This is a genomic window from Streptomyces sp. NPDC052687, assembly GCF_040678395.1.
Lineage (GTDB): Bacteria > Actinomycetota > Actinomycetes > Streptomycetales > Streptomycetaceae > Streptomyces.
On record NZ_JBFATR010000073.1, the window covers coordinates 1 to 21,228 of the forward strand.

Genomic DNA, 21,228 nt, shown 5'->3' on the forward strand with positions numbered 1-21,228 from the left:
CCCTGGACGGATCCGTAGAGTTCTTCGGGTTGTCAGAGAGCCGGAACGGTTCGGCAGCGGCCGGCCTCCGGCACCCTCCGGCGGCGGCCGGGCGCCGCTCACCGCAGCGCCGCCCCCACCAGCCGGCGCACGTCCTCCTCGGCGACGTGGCCACCGTTGACGAGCCGGTCGAAGACCAGGCCATCGACGCACGTCAGCAAGGTGACGGTGCGTTCCTCGGCGTCCTCGACCCCCTGTGCGGCGAGGAAGGCGCGTACGGCCTCACGTGCCGTGTTCTCGCGCGGTACGAGGATCTCCCGCAGCTCGGGGTGGCGCACGCTCTCGATGGCGCAGGCGTAGCGGGCCAGGGAGCGCCGCCGGCCGTCCCCGGTGAGCCGCCGCTCGGCGAGGTCGGTGACACGGGCCGCCAGTTCCCCGGCGTCGCGCGGCACCGGCAGGGCGCGGCCGGCCTCCTCCAGTTCGGCCTGGTCGCGTTCGACCAGCCGCCGGACCAGCGCCGTGAGCAGCGCCTGACGGGTGCGGTAGTAGGCGGACGTGGTGCCGGACGGCAGGTTCGCCGCCCGGTCCACGGCGCGGTGCGTCAGCCCCCGTATCCCCGTCTCGGCGAGCACGGTGATGGCGGCGTCGGCGAGAAGCGTGCGTCGTTCGGTGGCCACCCCTCATTTCTACACCTGTAGAGAACGTCGGTCGGCATCGAGTACGCTCCTTCTACACCTGTAGAAAGAAGAGCGAGCGATCGGTGCGGGCGAAGGGGGCCGGGCATGGGGAACAGCGCTGTGGTGGTCGGAGGAGGCATCGGAGGGCTGGCCGCCGCCGTCGGCCTGCGGCTGATCGGCTGGGAGGTCACCGTCGTCGAACGCGCCGCCACCCTCGCCGACGCCGGGGCGGGCATCTCCCTGCACGCGAACGGACTGCGCGCCCTCGACGTCCTCGGGGTCGGCGCGGCGGTGCGCGCGGCGGCGCACCCGCAGTACACCGGAGGCACCCGCACCCCGAAAGGCCGTCTGCTGACCCGGATGGACGGCGCCGCCCTCGAACGCGAACTCGGCACGCCCATCGTCGGCATCCCGCGATCCGTCCTGCACCGACTGCTGCGCGAGGCGCTGCCGCCCGGCTGCCTGCGCGTCGGGGCCGAGGCGACGGCCGTCGACCGCACCGGACCCGACGGCCCGGCCCGGGTGTCCGTGCCGGGCAGGGAACTGGAGGCCGACCTGGTCGTGGCCGCCGACGGCGTGAACAGCCGCCTGCGTGCCCGGCTCTTCCCTCACCACCCCGGCCCCGTCTACAGCGGCTCGACGGTCCTGCGCGCCATCACCGAGCACCCCGTGGACCTGGCGGACGACTTCCGGATCACCTGGGGCAGGGGCGCCGAATTCGGCCACATCACCTTCGCCGACGGGCGGGCGGAATGGCACGCCGTCCTCAACGCCCCGCCCGGCATACGGCACCCCGACGCCTTGGACGCCGTGCGCCGCCGCTTCGCGCACTGGCACGATCCGATCCCCGCGCTGCTCGACGCGACCCGCCCCGACGCCGTCCTGCACCACGACATCCACGAACTGGCCACCCCGCTCCCGGCCTTCACCGCCGGTCCCGTCGCCCTCCTCGGTGACGCCGCCCACGCCATGACGCCCAACCTCGGCCAGGGCGCCTGCCAGGCACTGGAGGACGCCGCCACACTCGCCGCCGCCCTCGCCGCCGAACCCACCGTCGCCGGCGCCCTCGCCCGCTACGACGCCGAGCGCCGCCCGCGCAGCCAGGCCGTGGCACGCGCCGCCCGCCAGGCCGGCCGCATGGGGCAGCAACTGGCCCACCCGGCGGCCGTGGCCCTGCGCGACACCGCCCTGCGCCTCACCCCCTCGCGGGCCATGATCCGGGCCATCCTCCGCCACGCCGACTGGACTCCGCCCGCGCTCGCCGTCGGCCATCGAGCGCCTTAACCGCTCGGCCCCGCCCGTGGTGTGATCGGACCGCGCCCCGGCCAGGAGAGGGGCGGCCAGGAGAACGGGCCGACCGGGACAGGGGGCCGGCCAGGAGAGCGGGGAGAACGAAGGGAAACGCGCCGATGGCGACGGTTCATGTGACGGTGCAGGACGAGACCGACGGCGCGGGAGTCCCCGCCCTCTTCGCACGCTGGTCGTCTGCGGTACCTGGCAGGACGCCCCGGAGCCGTACCGCACCTACGCGGGCGAACCGCTGATCGCCTGCGCCGAGGCCGTCGCCGACGCCGTCGGCGGACAACTGCTCCGCGTCCCCGGCCACTACCCGCACACCCGGCAACCGCCGCCGTCAACGCGGCCCTGCGCCGTCTGCGGTCCTGAGCGCCCGCCGCCCGCCGCCCGCTGCACGCTGCACGCCGCCCCCCCCGCCCGGCTCACCCAGGTCCCAGGGACCAACCTCGCACCCCGTCCCGAATCCGCTTGTCCGCGCTTCCAGCCCGCAACTACCGTGCCGACGGTGGACCTCTTCTCACACTCCTGGACAGCGTTGCGCACGGCCGTCGCGGACCTGGCCGACGAGGACTTCGGCCGGCCGTCCGGCTGCACCGGCTGGCTCGTACGGGACCTGGTGTGCCACCTGGTCATCGACGCGCAGGACGTCCTGATCACCCTCGCCACCCCCGCCGACACGGAACCCACCCGTGACGCCGTCACCTACTGGGAAGTCACCGGGACACCCCCGACCGGTGACGACCCGCTCGACGCCCTGACCGTCCGGCTGGCCGCCGCGTACGAGGAGCCGTGGCTGCTGAAGTTCCACCTCGACGACGTCGGCTCCGCCGCCGGCCGCGCCGCCCGGCTCGCCGACCCCGCCCTCCGGGTCGCCACCCGCGGCCAGGTGCTCACCGCCGGCGACTTCCTCTCCGCGTACGTCCTGGAGTGGACGCTGCACCACCTCGACCTGACCGCGCACCTCCCGCACGTCGCCGGACCGCCCGCGGACGCCCTCGCGCACTCCCGGGACCTGCTGGAGCGCATCGCCGGCACCCCGTTCCCCGCCTCCCTCCCGGACCGGGACGCCCTCCTGACCGGCACAGGCCGCCGCGCCCCGACCGACGCGGAGAGGGGCGCACTGGGTGAACTGGCCGCAAGACTCCCGCTCGTTCTCGGCTGAGTGCGCGGAGGGGGGAAGAGAGACAGGTACACGCGCGACAGGTTTTACCTGACGGTCGACCAACGACGCCCCCTCGCGTCGTAGCGTCACACGCATCCCTCAACGACGATCGCGGACGTCCCCGGCGCCTCACTCGGCGCGCGCGGGACGGCCCGCCAGGAGGCATGCCATGAAGACCGACTTACGCACCGCCGCGGCCGGACTGCCGGACGCCTGGAGCTCATCGCTGCTCGGACGGATCGGACCCACGGCGGTGAGAGTGCTGCGGATGGACGGACGCTCTCTGGAACCGGAGGCCCACGACACGGCGGAGGCGCTGCTGGTACTGGACGGCACCCTGCGCCTGCTCGCCGGCGGCACCGAACTGGACGTCCACGCGGGGGAGATGTACGTCGTCGAGGCGGGCGTGGAGCACGCCGTACGCCCCGGAAGCCGGGGCACGCTCGTCATCGTCGAGCACCTGGCACCGCACCGCCCACCGCGCGGAAACGGCCTCGCCGAGGACTGACCCCGGGCCGCGGCGTTCGCGGGTGGCCGACGTTACTCAGCCGCAGCCGCAGCCGCAGCCGCAGCCGCAGCCGCAGCCGCAGCCGCAGCCGCAGCCGCGGGGCCGGGGCAGGCGCAGGTTCTCCCACAGGGCGCGTGTGGCGGACCCGGGGTCGTCGTGCACGGCCGGCTCACCGGCGCCGAGGCGCATGACGGCGCGCCGCGTGCCGTACGCGGGCCAGGGCGGCAGCGCCTTCCCGCAGTCGGGGCGGCCGGTGCGGGCGAAGGAGATCCACGCTTGCCGCATCAGGTCGGAGAGGCCGCGCGGGGCGTCGGGGCCGAGGAGCGGGTCGGAGAGGTTGCCGAAGACGAAGCCGACGTCCGCCAGGTGGCAGGCGCCGAGAGCACCGTCCAGCGCGGGCGACGGCCACGCGAACTCGTACACGAACGTCTCCGCCCCGTGCGCGGCGCGCGCCTCGGCCACCCGCAGGGCGGGAATGCGGTAGGCGTGGTCGGTCATGACGGCGGAGAACAGGTCGCCGGGCGTGGCACCGGGGTGCGCGGCGCCGTAGACGGCGCGGGCCTCGGCGGGGTCGAGTCCGAGCCCGGCGAGCATGCCGTGCAGCACCTCGTCCGTGATGTGCGGGGCGATGCCCAGGGGGACGAGGAACAGCCGGAACTCGTCGGTGGTCGTGCCGGTGAGCAGGTCGACGTCCCGGCCGGTCCCGCCGGCGAGGGCGTCCACCGGCCGCTGGGGGAGTGTCACTCCGTCCACCACCGGCAGCACGGTGGTGCCGCCACCCGCCGACTCGCCCCACTGGGTGGGGTCTTCGGCCTGCGCGATCTCCCGGCCGAGCGCACCGTTGGCGGCGACCAGCCGCTCGGGCGGTACGGCGGCCAGTGCCTCGCGCGTGGGCTCCGCTCCGGCGAGCCGGGCCAGCCGCTCGGTGATCCGCCGGGCGATGTCCTCGGGATGGGTGTGGTGTCCGGCGCCGCTCCGGGTGACGGCACGCCGGAACAGCCCACGGGCCGCCGGCATGGCCATCAGGGCGGTGATGGCGATGGCACCCGCGGACTGCCCGAAGACGGTGACGTTGTCCGGGTCGCCACCGAACCCGGCGATGTTGTCCCGCACCCACTCCAGCGCGGCGATCTGGTCCAGCAGACCGAGGTTGGCCGTACCGTCGGGCAGCAGCAGGAAACCCTCAGCACCGAGCCGGTAGTTGAGGGTGACGCACACGACGCCGTCGGCGGCCGGCCGGGCACCGTCGTAAGCGGGCAGCGAACCGGCCCCGTTGCGGAACGCGCCGCCGTGGATCCAGACCATGACCGGCAGCCGTCCTCCGGTGCGGCCCGGCGCGGGCGTCCACACGTTGAGGTTCAGGCAGTCCTCACCCTGCTCCTTCACCTGCGGCAGCAGAGCGGCCATCGCGGGCAGGTAACCGGGCTGGGGCGCGGACGGGCCGTACGCGCACGCGTCCCGCACCCCCGACCACGGCTCGGGCGGCTGAGGCGGTCGCAACCGCCGCGGTCCGAACGGCGGCGCCGCGTAGGGGACACCGGCGAACACCGTCACCTCGCCCGTTCGCCGCCCGCGGACCGGTCCTGCTGTGGTGGGCACGGTGACCTGCATGGATGAGCCTCCTGTGGCGCCATCCTCACCGGGCCCCAGACCGCGGGCAACTCGTTTTCGGCGCGCGGTCACCGGCGGGGCCGCCGTCGGCGTGAGGCGTCCCCGCCCGATGGTGCGAGACGGGACTTCGCGTCCCCTCATTCACTCTGATCGGTGACCGGCTGAGCCTCGGACTCCCGGTTGTCGGTGTCGGGTGCCGTGTAGAAGACGGAGTTGCCCTGCTTGGTGCGCTGCGCCTGACCCTTGGCGACGAGCCCTTCGAGGGTGGTGCGCACGACCGTCGTCTTGATGTCCCGGTCGGGGTGGACCTGGCCGAGCGCGGAGGCGATCTCCGCCGCCGAGCGGGGCTCGGTGACCTCGCCGAGGTGGCCGCGGACGAGGTCGACCAGCGTGGGCTGGTCCGCCGTCCTGGTGGCGCCGGCCGAGGACTTGCGGGTGGTCTCCTTGCCGCTGCTGCCCTTGCCGGACACGGCCGTGGCCTTCTTCGCCCGCGTCTGCTTCGGCTTGCCGGAAGCGGCGGTCTTCTTGGTGGCCGTGCCCGTCTTGGCCGCCGTGCTCGTCTTGGTGGCCGCGGTCGACTTCTTGGCGGCGGACGACGCGGTCTTCTTGCGGGGAGCGGGCACCACGGGCGCGTCGGCCGCGACCGCCGCCGCGGTCTCGGCGAGCGCCGCCGGCAGGCCGAGCGCCTGCTGCATGTTCGTCAGCACGGCATGGTCGCGCTGCAGCTGCGCCAACTGCTCCTGCAGCGCCTCGATCTCGGCGCTCACCCGCTCCTGCTCCTTGACGTTGCGCTCGAGGTCGGTGGTCACCTGGGCGGCGTACTGCGATGCCAGGTTGCTGGGCACGGTGATGTTCTCGGTCATGACGTTCAACCTTTCTCGGACCGGTCGACGGCCGCACAGCTGCCGTGCAGCGTGAGATAGCGATAGTACGGCCGGGACAGCGCGGCGTCGGCGCGACCGTCGGCGGACACCTGGGCGCACCCACACGGTCCGACGGTGCCGGACCCTCCCGCGGGAGGGCGGTGAAGGCGTCACCGGCGGACCCGGCGGCGAACGACTGCCCGACGGTGTCGTGTTCCGGCGCGATGATGACGTACTGCCGCGCGAGGCGCCGCGGCGAGGCGGATCGTCGCCGGCTGCTCCTCAGAGGGCGTGGTCTAGGGTGATCCGATGGACTTCGGGGCGGTGCTGATCGCGGTGGCCGGTGTAGCGGGCACACTCGGGGGCGCGTTGCTCACCCAGCGGGGTGCCGACCGGGCCAAGAGGCGCGAGCTGGAGATGACTCAGGCCATCCAGGACACCCGCGAGAACCGTGAACTGCGGCGGAGGTGCTACTCGGAACTGCACCGCGACGCGCGGCAGTTCGCCACGGCGCTCAGCCGTCACCTGTACGTCATGCGGGACCGCACACCAGGGGACGAGGACATTCGGGCGCTGGAAGAAACCAAGGACGCCTTCCGCGACCGGTGGTCCGAGGCCCTGATGATCGCCCCCGACGCCGTGGTCGTTCCGGCTCACGAACTGAACGAGGCACTGACCCGGGTATACGGACAGGTCAAGCGTCTGGAGCAGGGGAATCCCCGGCCAGGCGAAAGCCTGCGGTCAGCCGCTGAAGCGCAGCATGCGCTGTGGTCCTTGACAGAGGCCATGAGAGAGGCGATGCGTCGTGACCTGGGCATCACCGGGGACGCGGACGAAGCCGCCCGGCGGCCCGCATCGCCCTCCTCCGACGATCCCACGCCCTTGACCAGCGACTTCCAGGAACCGAGCGACGGGCCCAACTCCTCAGCGCGTTAGTCCTCTCGCGACTATCTGGTCGGCGGGATGATCCACAGGCAACGCCCTAAGCCCCGCCGCCCTCCCGCACCAGCGCCTCCATCACCGGGCGCGGCAGCGACGGATTGGCCGCCGCCGCTTCCGTCACCTGAGGGTCCTCGTCGTGCAGCAACTCGACGACGAGCTGCGGCGGCAGGGCGGGGTGGGCGGCGGCCAGAGGTCTGGCCCGGTCGTCCGCCAGGCAGGCGGCCAGTGCCGCGGCGGTCGCACGAGGGTGCCGGGCGATGGCGCGCAGCGCCTTGCGCACCGGTGGCCGCTGCCGGGACACCTCTTCGAGCAGGGAGGGCGGCGCGTCCGGATTGGCCGCCACCATCGCGGCGACCTGGGCACCGCACCGGTCCACCATGGCGCGCAGCCGGGCCTTCGACAGACCCGGGTGGGAGGCGACGGACTTGACGACCTTCGCGTCGGGGTCGTCGGCGAGCGCGTCACGTATCCCGTCCGGCAGATCACGTCGGGCCGCCAGGATCATGCGCACCGCGGGCCGCGGTGACACGGTCAGTTCCGCGACCTCCGCCGGCGTGGCGGCGGCGATGCGCGGCAGCAGCGCCGGACCGATCCGCAGGGCACCGGCCAGCACGGTCAGCACATCGAGCGGCACGCGCGGGTGGTGTGCCACGGCGCGCCGCACATCGGGGTCATCGTCGCGGGCCAGCGCGCGGATCAGGGCCTCGTCGATCGCCGGATTCTCCGCGAGGGCGGCGCGGACACCCGGCACGGGGTCGTCGGCGAGTCGCCGTGCCGTGTGCGCGGGCAGGTCGTGGCGGGCGGCGAGTGCGGTGCGCGGCGGTGCCGAGGGGTCGTCGGCGAAACGCAGGACGGCCTCGGCCGGGGTGGCCGGGTTCTGCAGCGCCGCGAGCTGTGTCTCGCGCACGGTGGACTGGTGGGAGCCGTCGCACGCGGCGCCCGCGCGCAGGTCGCAGTCGAGCCGCGGGCAGTGGGGGTCGTGCACGAACGGCGGCACCTCACGGTCGCAGACCAGACACCGCCGGGCCGGGGCGAGCCCTTCGCCGCCGATCAGCCGGGACAGGACGGCCGGCGGTGTCGCCTCGTTGGCGGCCACCGCGAGCCGCACCTCGGCATGGGGATGCTCGGCGAGCCGCGCGGCGACCTCCGGCGTGGCCCACAGCGCCAGCTCCGCGACGACACGGACGTCCGGGTCGGCGGCGAGCCTGTCCACCACATCGGCCGGCAGTCCCGGGCAGGCGGCCAGCTTCTCCCGGTGCCCGGCCTCCGGGTCCGCCGCGAGCACCCGCGCCCACTCCGGCCGCCCCGCACCCTCGTCGAGCAGCGCCAGCGCCGCCGGCGGCCGCGTCGCGGGGTCGACGTCGGCTGCCGTCAACCGCCCCGCGTACGCGAGTGCTACGGCGGCCTCCGCGCTGATCGCGGCCAGCGCCCGCGCCTGCGCGCGGCTGAGATCCGTACGCGCGGCGAGTTCGCAGGCGAGGTCGGCGTCCGCGACCGCGATCAGCCGGTCGACCAGCGCGGCGGGCAGGGACGGGTTTGCGGCGAGTCCGTGCAGGACGTGATTCACGGGCCTCATCCTGTCATCAGCGGTACGAGGCACCACCGGCGCCGGGGTGGACGGCTCGACGGTGCGAAGACCGGCGGCCGACCGGGGGCACGCACCACCGGCGCCGGGGCGGACGGCTCGACGGTGCGAAGACCGGCGGCCGACCGGGGGCACGGGGTGCGGTCACCGCGTGAAGCGCCCCGGGCCTGGGCAGGCATCTCCGGCGACGCGCACACATGCCCCGCGCCGAAGGGAGACACCCGTGCCCGAGGCCCCGCTGGAAGAAACCCCCGACCGGAGGGCGCGATGACCGCTCCGGCCGCCTCCTCCGCCTCTGCCTCCGACGGCCTGCTCGCCGAGGCCCGCACGCTGCTGCCCGAGATCGTCGCCGTACGACGCCGACTGCACCGCACGCCCGAACTGGGCCTGCGGCTGCCGCACACCCAGCGCGCGGTGCTCGACGCCCTCGACGGGCTGGGGCTGGCGGTGACGACGGGGGAGCGGCTCAGCTCGGTGACGGCCGTACTGGAGGGCGACCGTCCCGGACCCACCGTACTGCTGCGCGCCGACATGGACGCCCTGCCCCAACAGGAGGAGACGGGACTGGAGTTCGCCTCCGAGGTGCCCGGTGCCATGCACGCCTGCGGACACGATCTGCACACGGCGATGCTCGTCGGCGCGGCCCGGCTGCTGGCCGCCCGGCGGGCGCGGCTTGCCGGGCGGGTGGTGTTCATGTTCCAGCCGGCGGAGGAGAGCGACGGCGGCGCCCAGTACATGATCGACGAGGGGGTGCTGGACACCCCCGACGGCGCCGGGATCGTCGCGGCGTTCGCCCTGCACGTCACCACGCGCTTCGACAGCGGCTCCCTGCATCTGCGCCCCGGCCCGACCTTCGCCGCCGCCGACCGGATCCACCTGACCGTCCGCGGCCGCTCGGGGCACGCCTCGGCGCCCCACCAGGCCCTCGACCCGGTGCCCGTGGCCTGCGAGATCGTGCAGGCGCTGCAGACGATGGCCACCCGTACCGTCGACGTCTTCGACCCCGCCGTGGTCACCATCGCCTCCGTGCGCGCCGGTACGACCACCAACATCATCCCGGAGACGGCCGAACTGCACGGCACCGTCCGCACACTGACCGCGCACACCCGTCACCGGGTGCGGGAGGGGATCGTCCGCGTCGCCCGGCACGTGGCCGCCGCGCACGGCGCGACCGTCGACATCGAGCTGCCCGAGGGGTATCCGCCCACCGTCAACGACGACACGGTCACCGGCACCGTCCGCGAGACGGCCGCCGCACTCCTCGGCGCCGACCGCGTCCACCCGCTGCCCCAGCCCTTCATGGGCGCCGAGGACTTCTCGTACGTCCTGCGCCGCGTACCCGGCACGATGGCCTTCCTCGGCGCCCGCCCGCCCGGTCAGCACGGCGAGGACACACCCGACTGCCACTCCAACCGCGTCGTCTTCGACGAACCGGCCCTCGCCTCCGGCGCCGCCCTGCACGCGGCGGTGGCACTGCGCTATCTGGCCACCTAGCCCGCAGTCGGCCGAAACAAGCGGTACCGCCCCGGGCCAACGGGCGCGGCCAGGGCGCAGGATGAGCACAGCAGAGCCGCACAGCAGCCCAGTGAGGTGGAACCCATGAACGTCGTCGACCTGGCCGCCCTCGGCGAGTCCTTCACCCGCGACCCCTACCCCGTCTACGCCCGATTACGGGCGCAGGGACCGGTGCACCGCGTACGCATGCCGGAAGGGGGCGCGTCGGCCTGGCTCGTCGTCGGCTACGAGGCCGGGCGGGCCGCGCTGGCGGACGCGCGGCTGTCGAAGGACTGGAGCAAGGCGTCGCCCTCGCTGCCGCTGGGCGCCGTGTCCTCCGGCCCGCACATGCTGCGGGCCGACCCGCCGGACCACACGCGGCTGCGCAAGCTCGTCGCCCGCGAGTTCACCGCCCGCCGCGTCGAGGAACTCGCGCCGCGCATCCGTGAGACCACCGACGAACTCCTGGACCGGATGCTCGCCGCCCCCGACGGGCGCGCCGACCTCGTCGAGGCGCTGTCCTTCCCGCTGCCGATCTCCGTGATCTGCGAACTCCTCGGCGTCCCCGGCCTGGACCGCGACTCCTTCCGGACCTGGTCGAACGAGGCGCTGGGCGCCACCGACCCGGACGTCCGCACGGCCGCGGCGGCCTCGATGGCGCGGTACATCACGGAACTCGTCCGGGACAAACGGCAGCGGCCCGGCGACGACCTGCTGAGCGCGCTGATCCACGGCTCCGACGGCGACGGCGACCGGCTCTCCCACGAGGAACTCGTCGGCATGGCCTGGCTGCTGCTCGTCGCGGGCCACGAGACCACCGTGAACCTCATCTCCAACGGCGTCCTGGCCCTGCTCACCCACCCCCGGCAACTGGCCGCGCTGCGCGCCGACCCCGCCCTGATCGACAACGCCGTCGAGGAGATGCTGCGCTACGACGGCCCCGTGGAGACCCCCACCTACCGGTTCACCACCGAGCCGGTCACGATCGGCGACACGGTCGTCCCCGGAGGCGGAGAGCTGGTCCTCGTCGCCCTGGCCGACGCCAACCGCGATCCCGTGCGTTTCCCCGCACCCGACCGCTTCGACATCTCCCGCGACCCCCGCGGCCATGTGGCCTTCGGCCACGGCATCCACTACTGCCTGGGCGCGCCCCTGGCCCGCATCGAGGCCCGCATCGCCATCGGCGCCCTGCTCGACCGCTGCCCGGGCCTCACCCTGGACATCCACCCGGCGGCGATCACCTGGCGCTCGGGCATGATGATCCGCGGCCCGCACAGCCTGCCGGTCCGGTTCGGCGCCTGAAGCCCCCCGACAGCGGCGAGTGGGAGGAGGCACACGGGACGGCGCGCGCCCACTTCGCCGCCGTCCGGTGATCGAGTGGAGTGCCGTGGCGGGGCGGCGTACGGTCGAATGGTGGTGGACCGGCCACGTCCCCTCGCCGACGGCACGATGCCATGAGCAATCCGAAGCCGACATCGCACGCACCGGCCGTACCGCAGGACAAGGAAGACGGTGACGGCCGCGGGAACGGCATGGCGCTGCTGGTCATCGCGTCATGTCAGCTGATGGTGGTGCTCGACATCACCATCGTGAACATCGCCCTGCCGGACATCCAGCGCGCCCTCGACTTCTCCACGACGAGCCTGTCCTGGGTGGTCAACGCCTACACCCTCACCTTCGGCGGACTGCTGCTGCTCGGCGGCCGGGTGGGCGACATCCTCGGCAGACGGCGCGTCTTCGTCTTCGGCGTGCTCGTCTTCGTCCTCGCCTCGCTGCTCGGCGGCCTGTCCCAGAACGACTGGCAACTCCTCGCCGCCCGCGCCCTGCAGGGCGTCGGCGGTGCCATCGCGTCACCGACCGCCCTCGCCCTGATCAGTACGACCTTCCGTGAAGGGCCCGACCGCAACCGGGCGTTCGGCGTCTTCGCGGCCGTCTCGGCGGGCGGCGGCGCGATCGGGCTGCTGGCCGGCGGCATGCTGGTGGAGTGGCTGAACTGGCGCTGGGTGCTGTTCGTCAACGTGCCCATCGGGCTGCTGATCGTGCTCGCCACCCCGCGCTGGATCCGGGAGTCCGAACGCCACCCCGGCCACTTCGACCTGACGGGTGCGCTGACGTCGACCGTCGGCATGGTGCTGCTGGTCTACGGGTTCATCCGCGCCGCGCAGGACGGCTGGCGGGACGGGCTCACGCTCGGCGCGTTCGCGGCGGCCGTCGTCATCCTGCTGCTGTTCGTGCTGGTCGAGCGGCGCTCCCGGCAGCCCATCACACCGCTGCACATGTTCGCGGACCGCAACCGCGCGGGCACGTACGGCATGATGCTGAGCCTGGCCGCCGCCATGTTCGGCATGTTCTTCTTCCTCACGCTCTTCGTGCAGAACGTGCTGGACTTCAGCCCCCTCCAGGCCGGTCTGGCGTTCCTCCCGGTGAGCGCGGTCATCGCCGTGGGCGCGGGCCTCGCCTCCCAGCTGCTGCCGCGGTTCGGGCCCAAGCCGTTCATGGTCACGGGTGGGATCCTCGCCGCGGCGGGCCTGGCCTGGCTGACCCTGACCGACGTCCACTCCACCTACGCGGGCAGCATCCTCGGCCCGATGCTCGTCTTCAGCTTCGGCATGGGCATGGAGTTCGTGTCCCTGACGCTGATGGCGCTGTCGAACGTGGCCACCCGGGAGACGGGCGCCGCCTCCGGCCTCCTCAACGCCACCCAGCAGGTGGGCGGCTCCCTAGGCCTGTCCATCCTCGTCACGATGTTCGGTACGGCCAGCACCGACGAGGCCGGCCGGCAGATTCCGGCGTTCCTGGCCCAGGCGACCCCGCGCGAGCGGCTGCGCTTCCAGCGCACCGGTCAGCTCCCGCCGCCGTGGGCCGACGAGGTCCTGGCCGCGGGCGTCTCGGCCGCCTTCGTCATCGCCGCGATCTTCGCCGCGGTCGCCGCGGTGATCGCACTGCTCGTCATCCAGGTCCGCCCGTCCGACCTGGAACGGCTGCAGGGCGGGGGACTGCCGACGGCGCCCTGAGACACCGAGCGGATCCACCCGCGGGCGGATCCGCTCGACGGCGTCCGCGCCGTCAGTCGAGCACCTTGGCGGACTCGATGACGACCTGCTCCTTGGGCACGTCCTGGTGCCCGCGCAGGCTGCCGGTCGGAACCTGCTTGATCCGGTCCACGACGTCCTGGCCCTCCGTGACCCGGCCGAAGACGGCGTAACCCCAGCCGTTCGGGTTCTTCGCCCGGAAGTCGAGGAAGTCGTTGTCCGAGACGTTGATGAAGAACTGCGCCGTCGCCGAGTGCGGGTCGCCGGTGCGGGCCATCGCCACCGTGTAGGCGGTGTTCTTCAGCCCGTTGTCGGCCTCGTTCTCGATCGGGGCCTGGGTGGGCTTCTGCGTCATGTCCGGGGTGAAGCCACCTCCCTGGACCATGAAGCCGTTGATCACCCGGTGGAAGATCGTGTTGTCGTAGTGCCCGTTGCGGACGTACGACAGGAAGTTCTCGACGGTCTTGGGTGCCTCGGCGTCGTGCAGCTCGAGAACGATACGGCCGAAGTTCGTGGTCAGCTCGACCCTGGACATGGAAATCGTCCCTTTCCGATGGGGCATGATCGATACACCGTGCATCTTGTCACGCACGTCCTCGGAGCACGCGGAATGCCCGCATCAGGACGGACAGGGGGCGGTGCCCCGCCCACTCCGGGCCCTCGGGCGCGCCGGCGCCCTGCAGAAGGGTGATCCGCGTGCGAGCGACGTCACGCCGCACGCGAGGAGAGGAAGTCGAGGGCAAGGAGAGCGAAAGGACTAGCACATGAGGTGGTGAGAAGGAAGCCCCTTCATGGCCTCGCCACTGCCGACCCTAGCAGTCAGTCCGGGAGCAGGTCGCGCAGATTTTCGACGGTGATGATCCGGGAGTCCGGGGGCAGCCCCTCCGGCCGGGTCAGGCCGACGTAGGTGACCGGGCCGCGACCGTCCGGCAGGGGAGCCGTCCCGTCCCAGTGGGTCACGCTCGCCCCGCGCTCCGCCATCAGCCCCACCAGGTGACCGACCGTCAGATACTCGCGTTCGACGATGCCGCGCAGCAGCGTCGCCACCGACACATGGTTGCCCTCCACCCGGTTCGCCGACGGGTTTCCCGCGAGGTACAGGTGCAGCCACTTCGCGCGCCACCGGCCGTCGGCGCCGCGCAGGAACGCCAGCGGCAGCGCGACCCGGCCGGGCCCGCGCAGTTCCGACTTCATCCGCACGGTGCGCGGCTCGAACGGCCGGCCCGCCTGCTCGCCGTCGCGCAGCATGAACCCGAAGAACGACTCCTCGGCCTCCTCGAACCCCTCCCCGCAGAAGATGTTGACCTGCGGGACGATGAACGCGCCCCGCACCGCCCCCAGCCGCAGGTTGACGAACTCCGAGGCGCCGTCGAGCGCGTCGGTGATGTCACCGGAGTGCTCGCCCTCCACCGCGGACAGGTTGGTGTACGACAGCCAGCCACAGGAGCGGTAATCGCGGTCCAGTATCAGCGCCGACAGGTCGTAGTCGGTGCTGCGGTCCGCCTGCTTCCAGTACACGAAGAAGCGCAGCAGCTCACCGTCCACGGGCGACAGGGAGCCACGCGGCAGGACGCCCGGACCGGACGCGGTCGCCTTGCCGCTCAGCGGCAGCGCCACATCCAGCACGTCCGGGTCGACCACCACCCGGTCCACCGCCGGGAGCCGGCGGCACGTCTCGTCGTCGAGCGCCGCGATCAGCCGCTCGCGCGCCGACGGCGCCACCGGCCCGCGGTCGTCACCGGTGACCCAGGCGCGGCCCCGGCGGGCCACGAACACCCGGCGCCCGCCCGCCGCCGCGGAGCGGTTGTGCAGATGCTCCCGCACGGACAGCACCACCCGGCCCGACACCCGGCCCGCGACCTCCTCGGCCGCGGCCACCACCGCCAGACGCTCCTCCTCGCTCACGGCCTCCCGCAGCAGCCGGTCCAGCGACCGGAACAGCCTGCCCGGCGCGGCCTTCAGCAGCCGCACCGCGCCCAGGACGTCACCCGCCGCGAACAGCTCCTCGACCCAGCTGCCGAAAGAACGCGCCTGCTTCTCGCCGCGCGCGACGGCGAACACCTCCGCGGCGTGCGGCCACCGCGGGTACTCGTGCGGGTGCAGCCGCTCCCCGAGACGCTTGAAGGCCTCCCGGTGCGCGGTGACGTCGGACAGCTTGGCCGGCGAGGACGCCACCACCTCGTCGAGCCCCGCGAGCAGCGTTCGGCGCACCGGCCGCGGCAGCGCCCGGAAACGGGTGGGCCGCAGCAGCGTCACGTCACCGCCGGACAGCGCGCACGCCAGCCGCAGCACGTCGGTGACCGTGTCCAGCAGCGGCTCCGCACCGGCCGCCAGGCGCGCCCGGTTGACGAGGGCGCGGTTCTCCCGCACGGGGATCTCCGCCGGCTGCGGCCCGTCCGCGCAGTGGCCCGCGAGGAACTCCAGGTCCCGCAGACCGTCCTCACCCAGGGGGGTACGGCTCCCGGCCAGCGCCAGGTACAGCGCGGTGACCTCCTCGTGCAGCGGGCCGCCCGGGTGCAGCACCGTCACGCGGTCGCCCGCCGCCGGGATCAGCTTCCCGTGCGCGGCGAGCAGATCGGCGTACGTGTGCGGGTAACGGCCGTACGACGGCAGGGTGAGCAGGTCCACCACGCCCGTGCTCAGCTGGGCGAGGGTGCGCTCGCGCACGGAGTCGTCGGCGAGCGCGTCGGCGACGCAACGCGCCCAGAACTCCAGGGTGCCGGGCACGTTGGCCGGAAAGTCGAGGAAGTAGACGTTGTGCTGGACATGGTCGCCGACCGACTCCCGTACCGTGCCGAGCACCCGTACCGCCGTGTCGACGACCGCGCCCTCGGACAGCCTCGACAGGCGCTCCAGGGCGGCCGCCGAGAGTTTGAAGCCCACCGACATCAGCGCGGCGTCGAACTGCCGGGCCGCCACGGCGGCCTTGCCCGCCGGTCCCCCGCTCTCCGCGGCCTCCGCGGCCTCGATGGCCGCCATGGCCTCGGCGGACTCCGCCGCCTGTGCGGCCTCCTCGGCTTCCGCGGGCAGGGGGATCCGATGAGTGTGCCGTACGACCAACTGTTCGAGCTTGTCACGCATCGCGGCATGATGGCAGAGACCGGAAACCGGCCGCACCGGGTTTTGCCGCCGGGGGAGGACCCCCTCAGCCGTCGGCCGGTGTCTTCCCGCCGAGCGCGTCCGCCGCGGCGTGCAGGAAGGCGATCAGCTCGCGGACCAGCGCGGTCGGCCGCCGGCGGTGCACGACACTGATCTCGCGCGCCGGGCCCGGCCCCCGCAGCCGGTGGACCCGGATCCGGGAACGGTCCGCGCCCGCGAGCATGCTCTCCGGCACGAGCGCGCTGCCCAGCCCCGCGCCCACCAGCGCCAGGATGACGTGGTAGTCGGCGGACTCGTACGCCACGCGCGGCTCGAACCCGGCCCGCCCGGCCAGCGACTCCAGGCAGACCCGGTTCGGGATGCCCGGCGCGCCCGAGATCCACGTCTCGTCCGCCAGCCGGCCGACGCCGACGCCGCCGCGCGTCCCGCTGCCGGCGAGACGGTGCCCGGCGGGCAGCACCAGCCGCAGCGGATCGTCGAGAAGCGGCTGCCGCTCCAGCCCCGGATGCGGCGTCGGCGCGACACCCGGGTAGCGGTGGGTGATCAGCACGTCGAGGTCGCCCGACGTCACCAGCCCGTAACCCTCGGGCGGTTCCAGGTCCACGAGCGACAACTCGGCCCGCGGATACCGGCCTTGGAGCGCGGCCAGGGCCGCCGGCACCAGCACCTGCGCCGCCGTCGCGAAGGAGCCGAGCGCGAGGCGCTGCGGCTGCGCCCCGATCGCCGCGTCGACCGCGGCGCGCGCCTGCCGCAGCTCGCCGACGACGCGCTCCGCGTGCTCCACCAGCACGGCACTGACGAGGGTCAGCGTCACACCCGTCGGGCGCCGCTCCAGCAGCCGCGCGCCCAGTTCCGCCTCCAGCTTGGCGATCTGCTGCGACAACGCCGACGGCGTGAAGGAGAGCCGGCGGGCCGCCTCCGCGATGGACGCGGAGTGCGCCACCTCCATCAGCACCCGCAGACGGTTCACGTCCAGCTCTCGTCCCATGCGCCGATCGTAAGCATCGCTGAGGGCGGCTTACCGAACGTCGCTGGCGCTTGTGGCCGCGCCGCTGAAGCATGGGGTCTCGTGACGACCGAGACCTCCCTCCTCACGGCCGCCGACGTGCGCGCCGCCGCCGCCCGCATCCGCCCCTACGCCCGCCGCACGCCGCTGTTCGACCTCGAGATCGACGGCCGGCGGGTGCTGCTGAAGCTGGAGTACCTCCAGCGCGGCGGGTCCTTCAAACTGCGCGGTGCCCTCAACGCGATGCTCTCCGGGCCGCTGGACCGGCACATCGTCGCCGCGTCCGGCGGCAACCACGGTCTGGCGGTCGCGACGGCCGCGTCGCTGCTCGGCGTCTCCGCCACGGTCTACGTCCCGGCCACGGCCCCGGAGGGCAAGGCCCGCCGCATCGAGGCCGGCGGCGCCCGGCTCGTCCGGCACGGCGCCACCTTCGCCGAGGCCGCCGCCGCGGCGGCGGCCGACGCGGCACGGCCCGGACACCGCTACCTCCACCCCTACGACGATCCGGCCGTCGTCGCCGGTCAGGGCACCGTGGCCGCGGAGATCGTGGCGGACGCGCCCGACGCCGGCACCCTCGTGGTGGCGGCCGGTGGCGGGGGCCTGGCCGCCGGTACGGCACTCGCCGCCGACGGGCGCCGGGTGGTGGCCGTCGAACCGGAGAACTGCCGCTGCTTGCACGACGCGCTCGCCGCCGGAGAGCCGGTCGACTCGCCGGTGGACTCCGTCGCCGCCTCGGCGACCGGGGCGAGCCGTGTCGGAGACGTCCCGTTCGGTGTGCTCTCGGCGCGGCCGCGCGAGGAGGTGACGTCGGTGCTGGTCGGCGACGACGAGATCCTGCGGGCGCGCGACCGGCTGTGGGAGGAGTGCCGGATCGCCGTGGAACCGGCGGCGGCCCTGCCGTTCGCGGCGTGGCTGGCCGGCCGGGTGCCCGGCGACCTGCCGTGCCTGGTCCTGTGCGGCGCGAACACGGACTGGGTGGCGCGCTGAGCTTGCGGCACTCGCGGACGCCGGGTGCCGCTGTCTCGCCGACGCCGACGCCGACGCCGACGCCGACGCCGACGCCGGGTGCCGTTCGGATCCTGCCACGGGGCCGGGCGCGCCCCCGTCCGGCGGGCGGGCCGAATCCCGACCCCCCGACGGTTGCCCCCGCGCAGGACGGGAAACCCGCCCCGGTGACGCGTGGGTGTGCCGACGGACGGAGGCGGGGAGATGGTTTCCACCACGAGAGAGGCGGCGGCGCCCGCGCTGCCGGCCGATCTCAGGCTGCCGGGGATCGTGCTGGGCGTGGGACTCGGCGGATTCGCCGACGGGATCGTGCTGCACCAGCTGCTCCGCTGGCACCACATGCTCACCAGCACCGACCAGGACCGCATCGGACTGAAGTACTACGACCCCGACACGGTGCCCGGACTCCAGATGAACACGGTGTGGGACGGCGTCTTCCACGTCGTGTGCTGGCTCGCCGTCCTGAGCGGGCTCGCCCTGCTCTACTCCCGCGTGACCCGCGACCGGCGCCGGGTCTGGACGTCGCGGGTGCTGTGGGGCTGGATGCTCGTCGGCTGGGGACTGTTCAACCTCGTCGAAGGCGTCCTGGACCATCACATCCTGGGCATCCACCACGTCTACGCCGGTGACGGCCAGCTCTGGTGGGACCTCGGCTTCCTGCTCCTCGGCGCGCTCCTGATGGCGGGCGGCTGGGCCCTGCAACGCGGCGGCCGGCCCTTCGACCCCGACGCCTCCGGTGACCGGCGGTCGGAGCGGCGGCGGAGCGCCTGATGGCATCCCCCCACCTCGCACCCGGCCACCTTGCACCCGGCCACCCGGCACACGACCACCCTGCACCCGGCCACCTGGCACACGACCACCCCGCCCCCGGCCACGGAGCGGGCGGCGGCCTGGCGGAGGCAGCGGAGGTCGTGCTGCCCGCACTGGCCCTCCTGGCCTGCGCGGCGGTCTACCTGTGGCTGGTCCACCGGGCCCGCCGCCGCAACCCCGTCCGGGGCTGGAGCCGCCGGCGCACCGCGAGTTTCCTCACGGGCCTGGCACTGCTGGCCGTGGCGCTGATGCCCCCGACGGCCACGGCCGCGCACGACGACTTCCGGGCGCACATGGTCCAGCACCTGCTGATCGGCATGTACGCCCCGCTGGCCCTGGTGCTCGCCGCCCCGGTCACCCTGCTGCTGCGCACGCTGCCCGCCGCCCGCGCCCGGCGTGTCACCGCGGTGCTGCACAGCCCCCCCGCGCGGCTGCTCGCCCACCCGGCCGTCGCCCTCACCCTGTCCGTCGGCACCCTCGCCGCGCTCTACTTCACCCCCCTCTACACCATCGCCACGGCCTCACCGCTCGGCCACGGGCTGCTGCACACCCACTTCCTCCTGGCAGGCTGCCTGTTCGCCTACGTCATCGCCGGCGTCGACCCCGCCCCGTCCCGCCCCGGAGTACGCACCCGCCTCGTCTACGTCGGCATCGCGATCGCCGCGCACGCCGTCGTCGCCCAGCTGATCTACGGCGGCTTCTGGACAGACGTCGACGCCCCCGCCCACGAGATCCGGACAGGCGGGGAGATCATGTACTACGGCGGCGACATCGCCGAACTCCTCCTCGCCGGCGCCCTGTTCGCCACCTGGCGCCCACGGCCCCGCCCCGCACCCCCGGAGCGTGCCCCGGCGCCCCGCACCGGCTACGCCTGAGCGGCGGCGGCCACCCGGTCCGCGGCGGCCCCCCACGCCTGCGCGCACAGGGCCTTCTCGACCGTGTCCGTGTAGACGGCTGCGGCGAGCCAGGCGCGGGCGAACGGTGCGCTGTCGGAGGGGAGGAGACGCCCGAAGGCGTCGCGGGAGCGGTGGGCGGCGGTGGCGTGCAGGTCGTCGAGGAGACCGCCTGCCGTGGCGAGGCCGAGCCGGCGCAGCCGCGCGCCGTCCGCGGCATCCCCGTGGGAGAAGGCGAGGACGCGGCGGCCTCCGGAGACCGCCTGGTGGACACGGCGGCGCAGCAGGTGCAGCGGGGCCTCGTCCGCGGCGGGGAGGACCACGGGCGGGGCCGGGGCCGCGTCGGCGGGCAGGTCCGCGTGCTGGAGACGGTCCAGGCCGGCGTCGACGTGGGAGGTCGGATCGGTGGGGTGCTCGACGGCGAGCAGCAGGGCCCGGGGGAGTGGCCCTCGGGCCAGCCGGGCCACGACGCGGAGCCGGCTGCCCCGGGCGGCGGCGAGCAGGCGCAGGTTGTCGCGGCAGGGGAGCGCGGGATCGTCGTGCGCCGTCACCAGCCGCAGGGGTACGCCCGCGCAGTCGGCCAGCAGGCAGTCACCCGCGGTCTCCCGGACCGCGCCCAGGACGGTCACCTCCAGGAACAGCAGGTCCCGTGCGCCGCCGAGGGCCTGGGCGACCTGCTCGGCGGCGGGTACGGCCCACAGCCGGTCCAGCGGCTCGGCGCGCCAATGCGCTCCGGCCGCGCGCACCGCCCGTACCGCGGCCCCCGCGCCGAGGCGGCCGGCCGGCGAGACGGTCGCACCGGACACGGCCAGGCCCGCGCGCGACAGTTCCCGGTGGGTCAGCGCGGTGTCGCCGATGCGTACGGTCCGGTCGGCGGCGCCGGTCGCCCGGGCGGGCCCGCCGGGTGCCACGTCCGACACCGAGTACAGGCGGCCGTCGGCGTCGGCGGTCCACGTGACCGCGCCCGCGTAGCCGGTCGCCGTCAGGACCGGCTCCGAGAACAGGCCGTACAGCCGCAGCGAGCCGTCCGGGCGGTACGGCTGCCGGACCGTGCCGCGCAGTGCGACCAGGTCCTCGCCCGTGGCGTCCGGGAGGCGGTGGGTGACACCGAGCGTGCCGGACAGCGCGGCGACGAGGTCGGCCAGGCGGTACCCGGGGTCGGCGGAGCGGGCCGCGCGCACCCCGGTCACCACGGAGACCGCGGCGGCGGAGAGCCGGGGCAGGCCGGCGAGGCGGGCGGTGTGCGCGGCGCGCAGCAGCTCCGCC

Annotated in this window: 18 protein-coding genes and 1 pseudogene; 11 read left to right on the forward strand and 8 right to left on the reverse strand. The window is 74.2% G+C overall.

Annotation, left to right across the window (positions count from 1 at the left end; translation table 11 throughout):
* Positions 1-98 precede the first annotated feature (98 nt).
* Positions 99-656 (reverse strand): TetR family transcriptional regulator C-terminal domain-containing protein, encoded by a 558-nt coding sequence (locus tag AB0K92_RS31940; RefSeq protein ID WP_365928735.1) that lies wholly within the window; start codon positions 654-656, stop codon positions 99-101.
* A 105-nt stretch (positions 657-761) separates the two neighbouring features.
* Here AB0K92_RS31940 and AB0K92_RS31945 point away from each other — a divergent pair, with 105 nt between their 5' ends.
* The 4 genes and pseudogenes from AB0K92_RS31945 to AB0K92_RS31960 all read left to right on the forward strand — a co-directional run bounded on the left by AB0K92_RS31945 (position 762) and on the right by AB0K92_RS31960 (position 3,622).
* On the forward strand, positions 762-1,940 hold the full coding sequence (locus AB0K92_RS31945; protein ID WP_365928737.1) for an FAD-dependent monooxygenase: 1,179 nt from the start codon (positions 762-764) through the stop codon (positions 1,938-1,940).
* Between the two features lie 193 nt (positions 1,941-2,133).
* Positions 2,134-2,321 (forward strand): annotated as a pseudogene (locus AB0K92_RS31950) (alpha/beta hydrolase); the annotation flags it as partial.
* Positions 2,322-2,457: 136 nt separating this feature from the next.
* Positions 2,458-3,114, forward strand: a complete 657-nt coding sequence (locus tag AB0K92_RS31955; protein WP_365928739.1) for a maleylpyruvate isomerase N-terminal domain-containing protein — start codon at positions 2,458-2,460, stop codon at positions 3,112-3,114.
* Positions 3,115-3,283: 169 nt separating this feature from the next.
* Complete coding sequence (locus AB0K92_RS31960) at positions 3,284-3,622, forward strand: cupin domain-containing protein (RefSeq protein ID WP_365928742.1); 339 nt, start codon at positions 3,284-3,286, stop codon at positions 3,620-3,622.
* Positions 3,623-3,658: 36 nt separating this feature from the next.
* Here AB0K92_RS31960 and AB0K92_RS31965 read toward each other — a convergent pair whose 3' ends face one another.
* On the reverse strand, positions 3,659-5,233 hold the full coding sequence (locus AB0K92_RS31965; RefSeq protein ID WP_365928744.1) for a carboxylesterase family protein: 1,575 nt from the start codon (positions 5,231-5,233) through the stop codon (positions 3,659-3,661).
* A gap of 137 nt (positions 5,234-5,370) precedes the next feature.
* Positions 5,371-6,096 carry a hypothetical protein gene (locus AB0K92_RS31970; RefSeq protein WP_365928746.1) on the reverse strand — a complete coding sequence of 242 codons (726 nt, stop codon included), beginning with the start codon at positions 6,094-6,096 and terminating at the stop codon, positions 5,371-5,373.
* Between the two features lie 309 nt (positions 6,097-6,405).
* Here AB0K92_RS31970 and AB0K92_RS31975 point away from each other — a divergent pair, with 309 nt between their 5' ends.
* Positions 6,406-7,032 (forward strand): hypothetical protein, encoded by a 627-nt coding sequence (locus tag AB0K92_RS31975; RefSeq protein ID WP_365928748.1) that lies wholly within the window; start codon positions 6,406-6,408, stop codon positions 7,030-7,032.
* Between the two features lie 46 nt (positions 7,033-7,078).
* On the opposite strand, the gene AB0K92_RS31980 is transcribed toward AB0K92_RS31975, so the two are convergent.
* A complete protein-coding gene (locus AB0K92_RS31980) occupies positions 7,079-8,605 on the reverse strand; it encodes a hypothetical protein (RefSeq protein ID WP_365928750.1) in 1,527 nt (508 codons plus the stop codon).
* 285 nt (positions 8,606-8,890) lie between these two features.
* Here AB0K92_RS31980 and AB0K92_RS31985 point away from each other — a divergent pair, with 285 nt between their 5' ends.
* From AB0K92_RS31985 to AB0K92_RS31995, 3 genes are all read left to right on the forward strand, one after another.
* On the forward strand, positions 8,891-10,117 hold the full coding sequence (locus tag AB0K92_RS31985) for a M20 family metallopeptidase (RefSeq protein WP_365928751.1): 1,227 nt from the start codon (positions 8,891-8,893) through the stop codon (positions 10,115-10,117).
* Positions 10,118-10,222: 105 nt separating this feature from the next.
* Positions 10,223-11,419, forward strand: coding sequence for a cytochrome P450 (locus tag AB0K92_RS31990; protein WP_365928753.1), 1,197 nt, complete (start codon positions 10,223-10,225; stop codon positions 11,417-11,419).
* Positions 11,420-11,649: 230 nt separating this feature from the next.
* Entirely contained in the window at positions 11,650-13,131 is a 1,482-nt protein-coding gene (locus AB0K92_RS31995; protein ID WP_365928765.1) for an MFS transporter, read from the forward strand.
* A 52-nt stretch (positions 13,132-13,183) separates the two neighbouring features.
* Here the strand turns inward: AB0K92_RS31995 and AB0K92_RS32000 are convergent, their stop codons facing one another.
* From AB0K92_RS32000 to AB0K92_RS32010, 3 genes are all read right to left on the reverse strand, one after another.
* Positions 13,184-13,690, reverse strand: coding sequence for a peptidylprolyl isomerase (locus AB0K92_RS32000; RefSeq protein ID WP_346768010.1), 507 nt, complete (start codon positions 13,688-13,690; stop codon positions 13,184-13,186).
* A 278-nt stretch (positions 13,691-13,968) separates the two neighbouring features.
* Positions 13,969-16,128 carry a hypothetical protein gene (locus AB0K92_RS32005; protein ID WP_365928767.1) on the reverse strand — a complete coding sequence of 720 codons (2,160 nt, stop codon included), beginning with the start codon at positions 16,126-16,128 and terminating at the stop codon, positions 13,969-13,971.
* 166 nt (positions 16,129-16,294) lie between these two features.
* On the reverse strand, positions 16,295-17,236 hold the full coding sequence (locus tag AB0K92_RS32010) for a LysR substrate-binding domain-containing protein (protein ID WP_365928755.1): 942 nt from the start codon (positions 17,234-17,236) through the stop codon (positions 16,295-16,297).
* Positions 17,237-17,317: 81 nt separating this feature from the next.
* Between AB0K92_RS32010 and AB0K92_RS32015 the strand changes: the two genes are divergently transcribed.
* The 3 genes from AB0K92_RS32015 (at position 17,318) to AB0K92_RS32025 (ending at position 19,944) form a co-directional block, all read left to right on the forward strand.
* Positions 17,318-18,241 carry a serine/threonine dehydratase gene (locus AB0K92_RS32015; protein ID WP_365928757.1) on the forward strand — a complete coding sequence of 308 codons (924 nt, stop codon included), beginning with the start codon at positions 17,318-17,320 and terminating at the stop codon, positions 18,239-18,241.
* A 222-nt stretch (positions 18,242-18,463) separates the two neighbouring features.
* Positions 18,464-19,030, forward strand: coding sequence for a DUF2243 domain-containing protein (locus tag AB0K92_RS32020; protein ID WP_365928759.1), 567 nt, complete (start codon positions 18,464-18,466; stop codon positions 19,028-19,030).
* Positions 19,030-19,944, forward strand: a complete 915-nt coding sequence (locus AB0K92_RS32025; RefSeq protein WP_365928761.1) for a cytochrome c oxidase assembly protein — start codon at positions 19,030-19,032, stop codon at positions 19,942-19,944. The genes AB0K92_RS32020 and AB0K92_RS32025 overlap by 1 nt, the downstream gene beginning before the upstream one ends.
* Here AB0K92_RS32025 and AB0K92_RS32030 read toward each other — a convergent pair.
* On the reverse strand, positions 19,935-21,228 hold a 1,294-nt coding region (locus tag AB0K92_RS32030; protein WP_365928763.1), incomplete at its 5' end, for a hypothetical protein. The genes AB0K92_RS32025 and AB0K92_RS32030 overlap by 10 nt on opposite strands.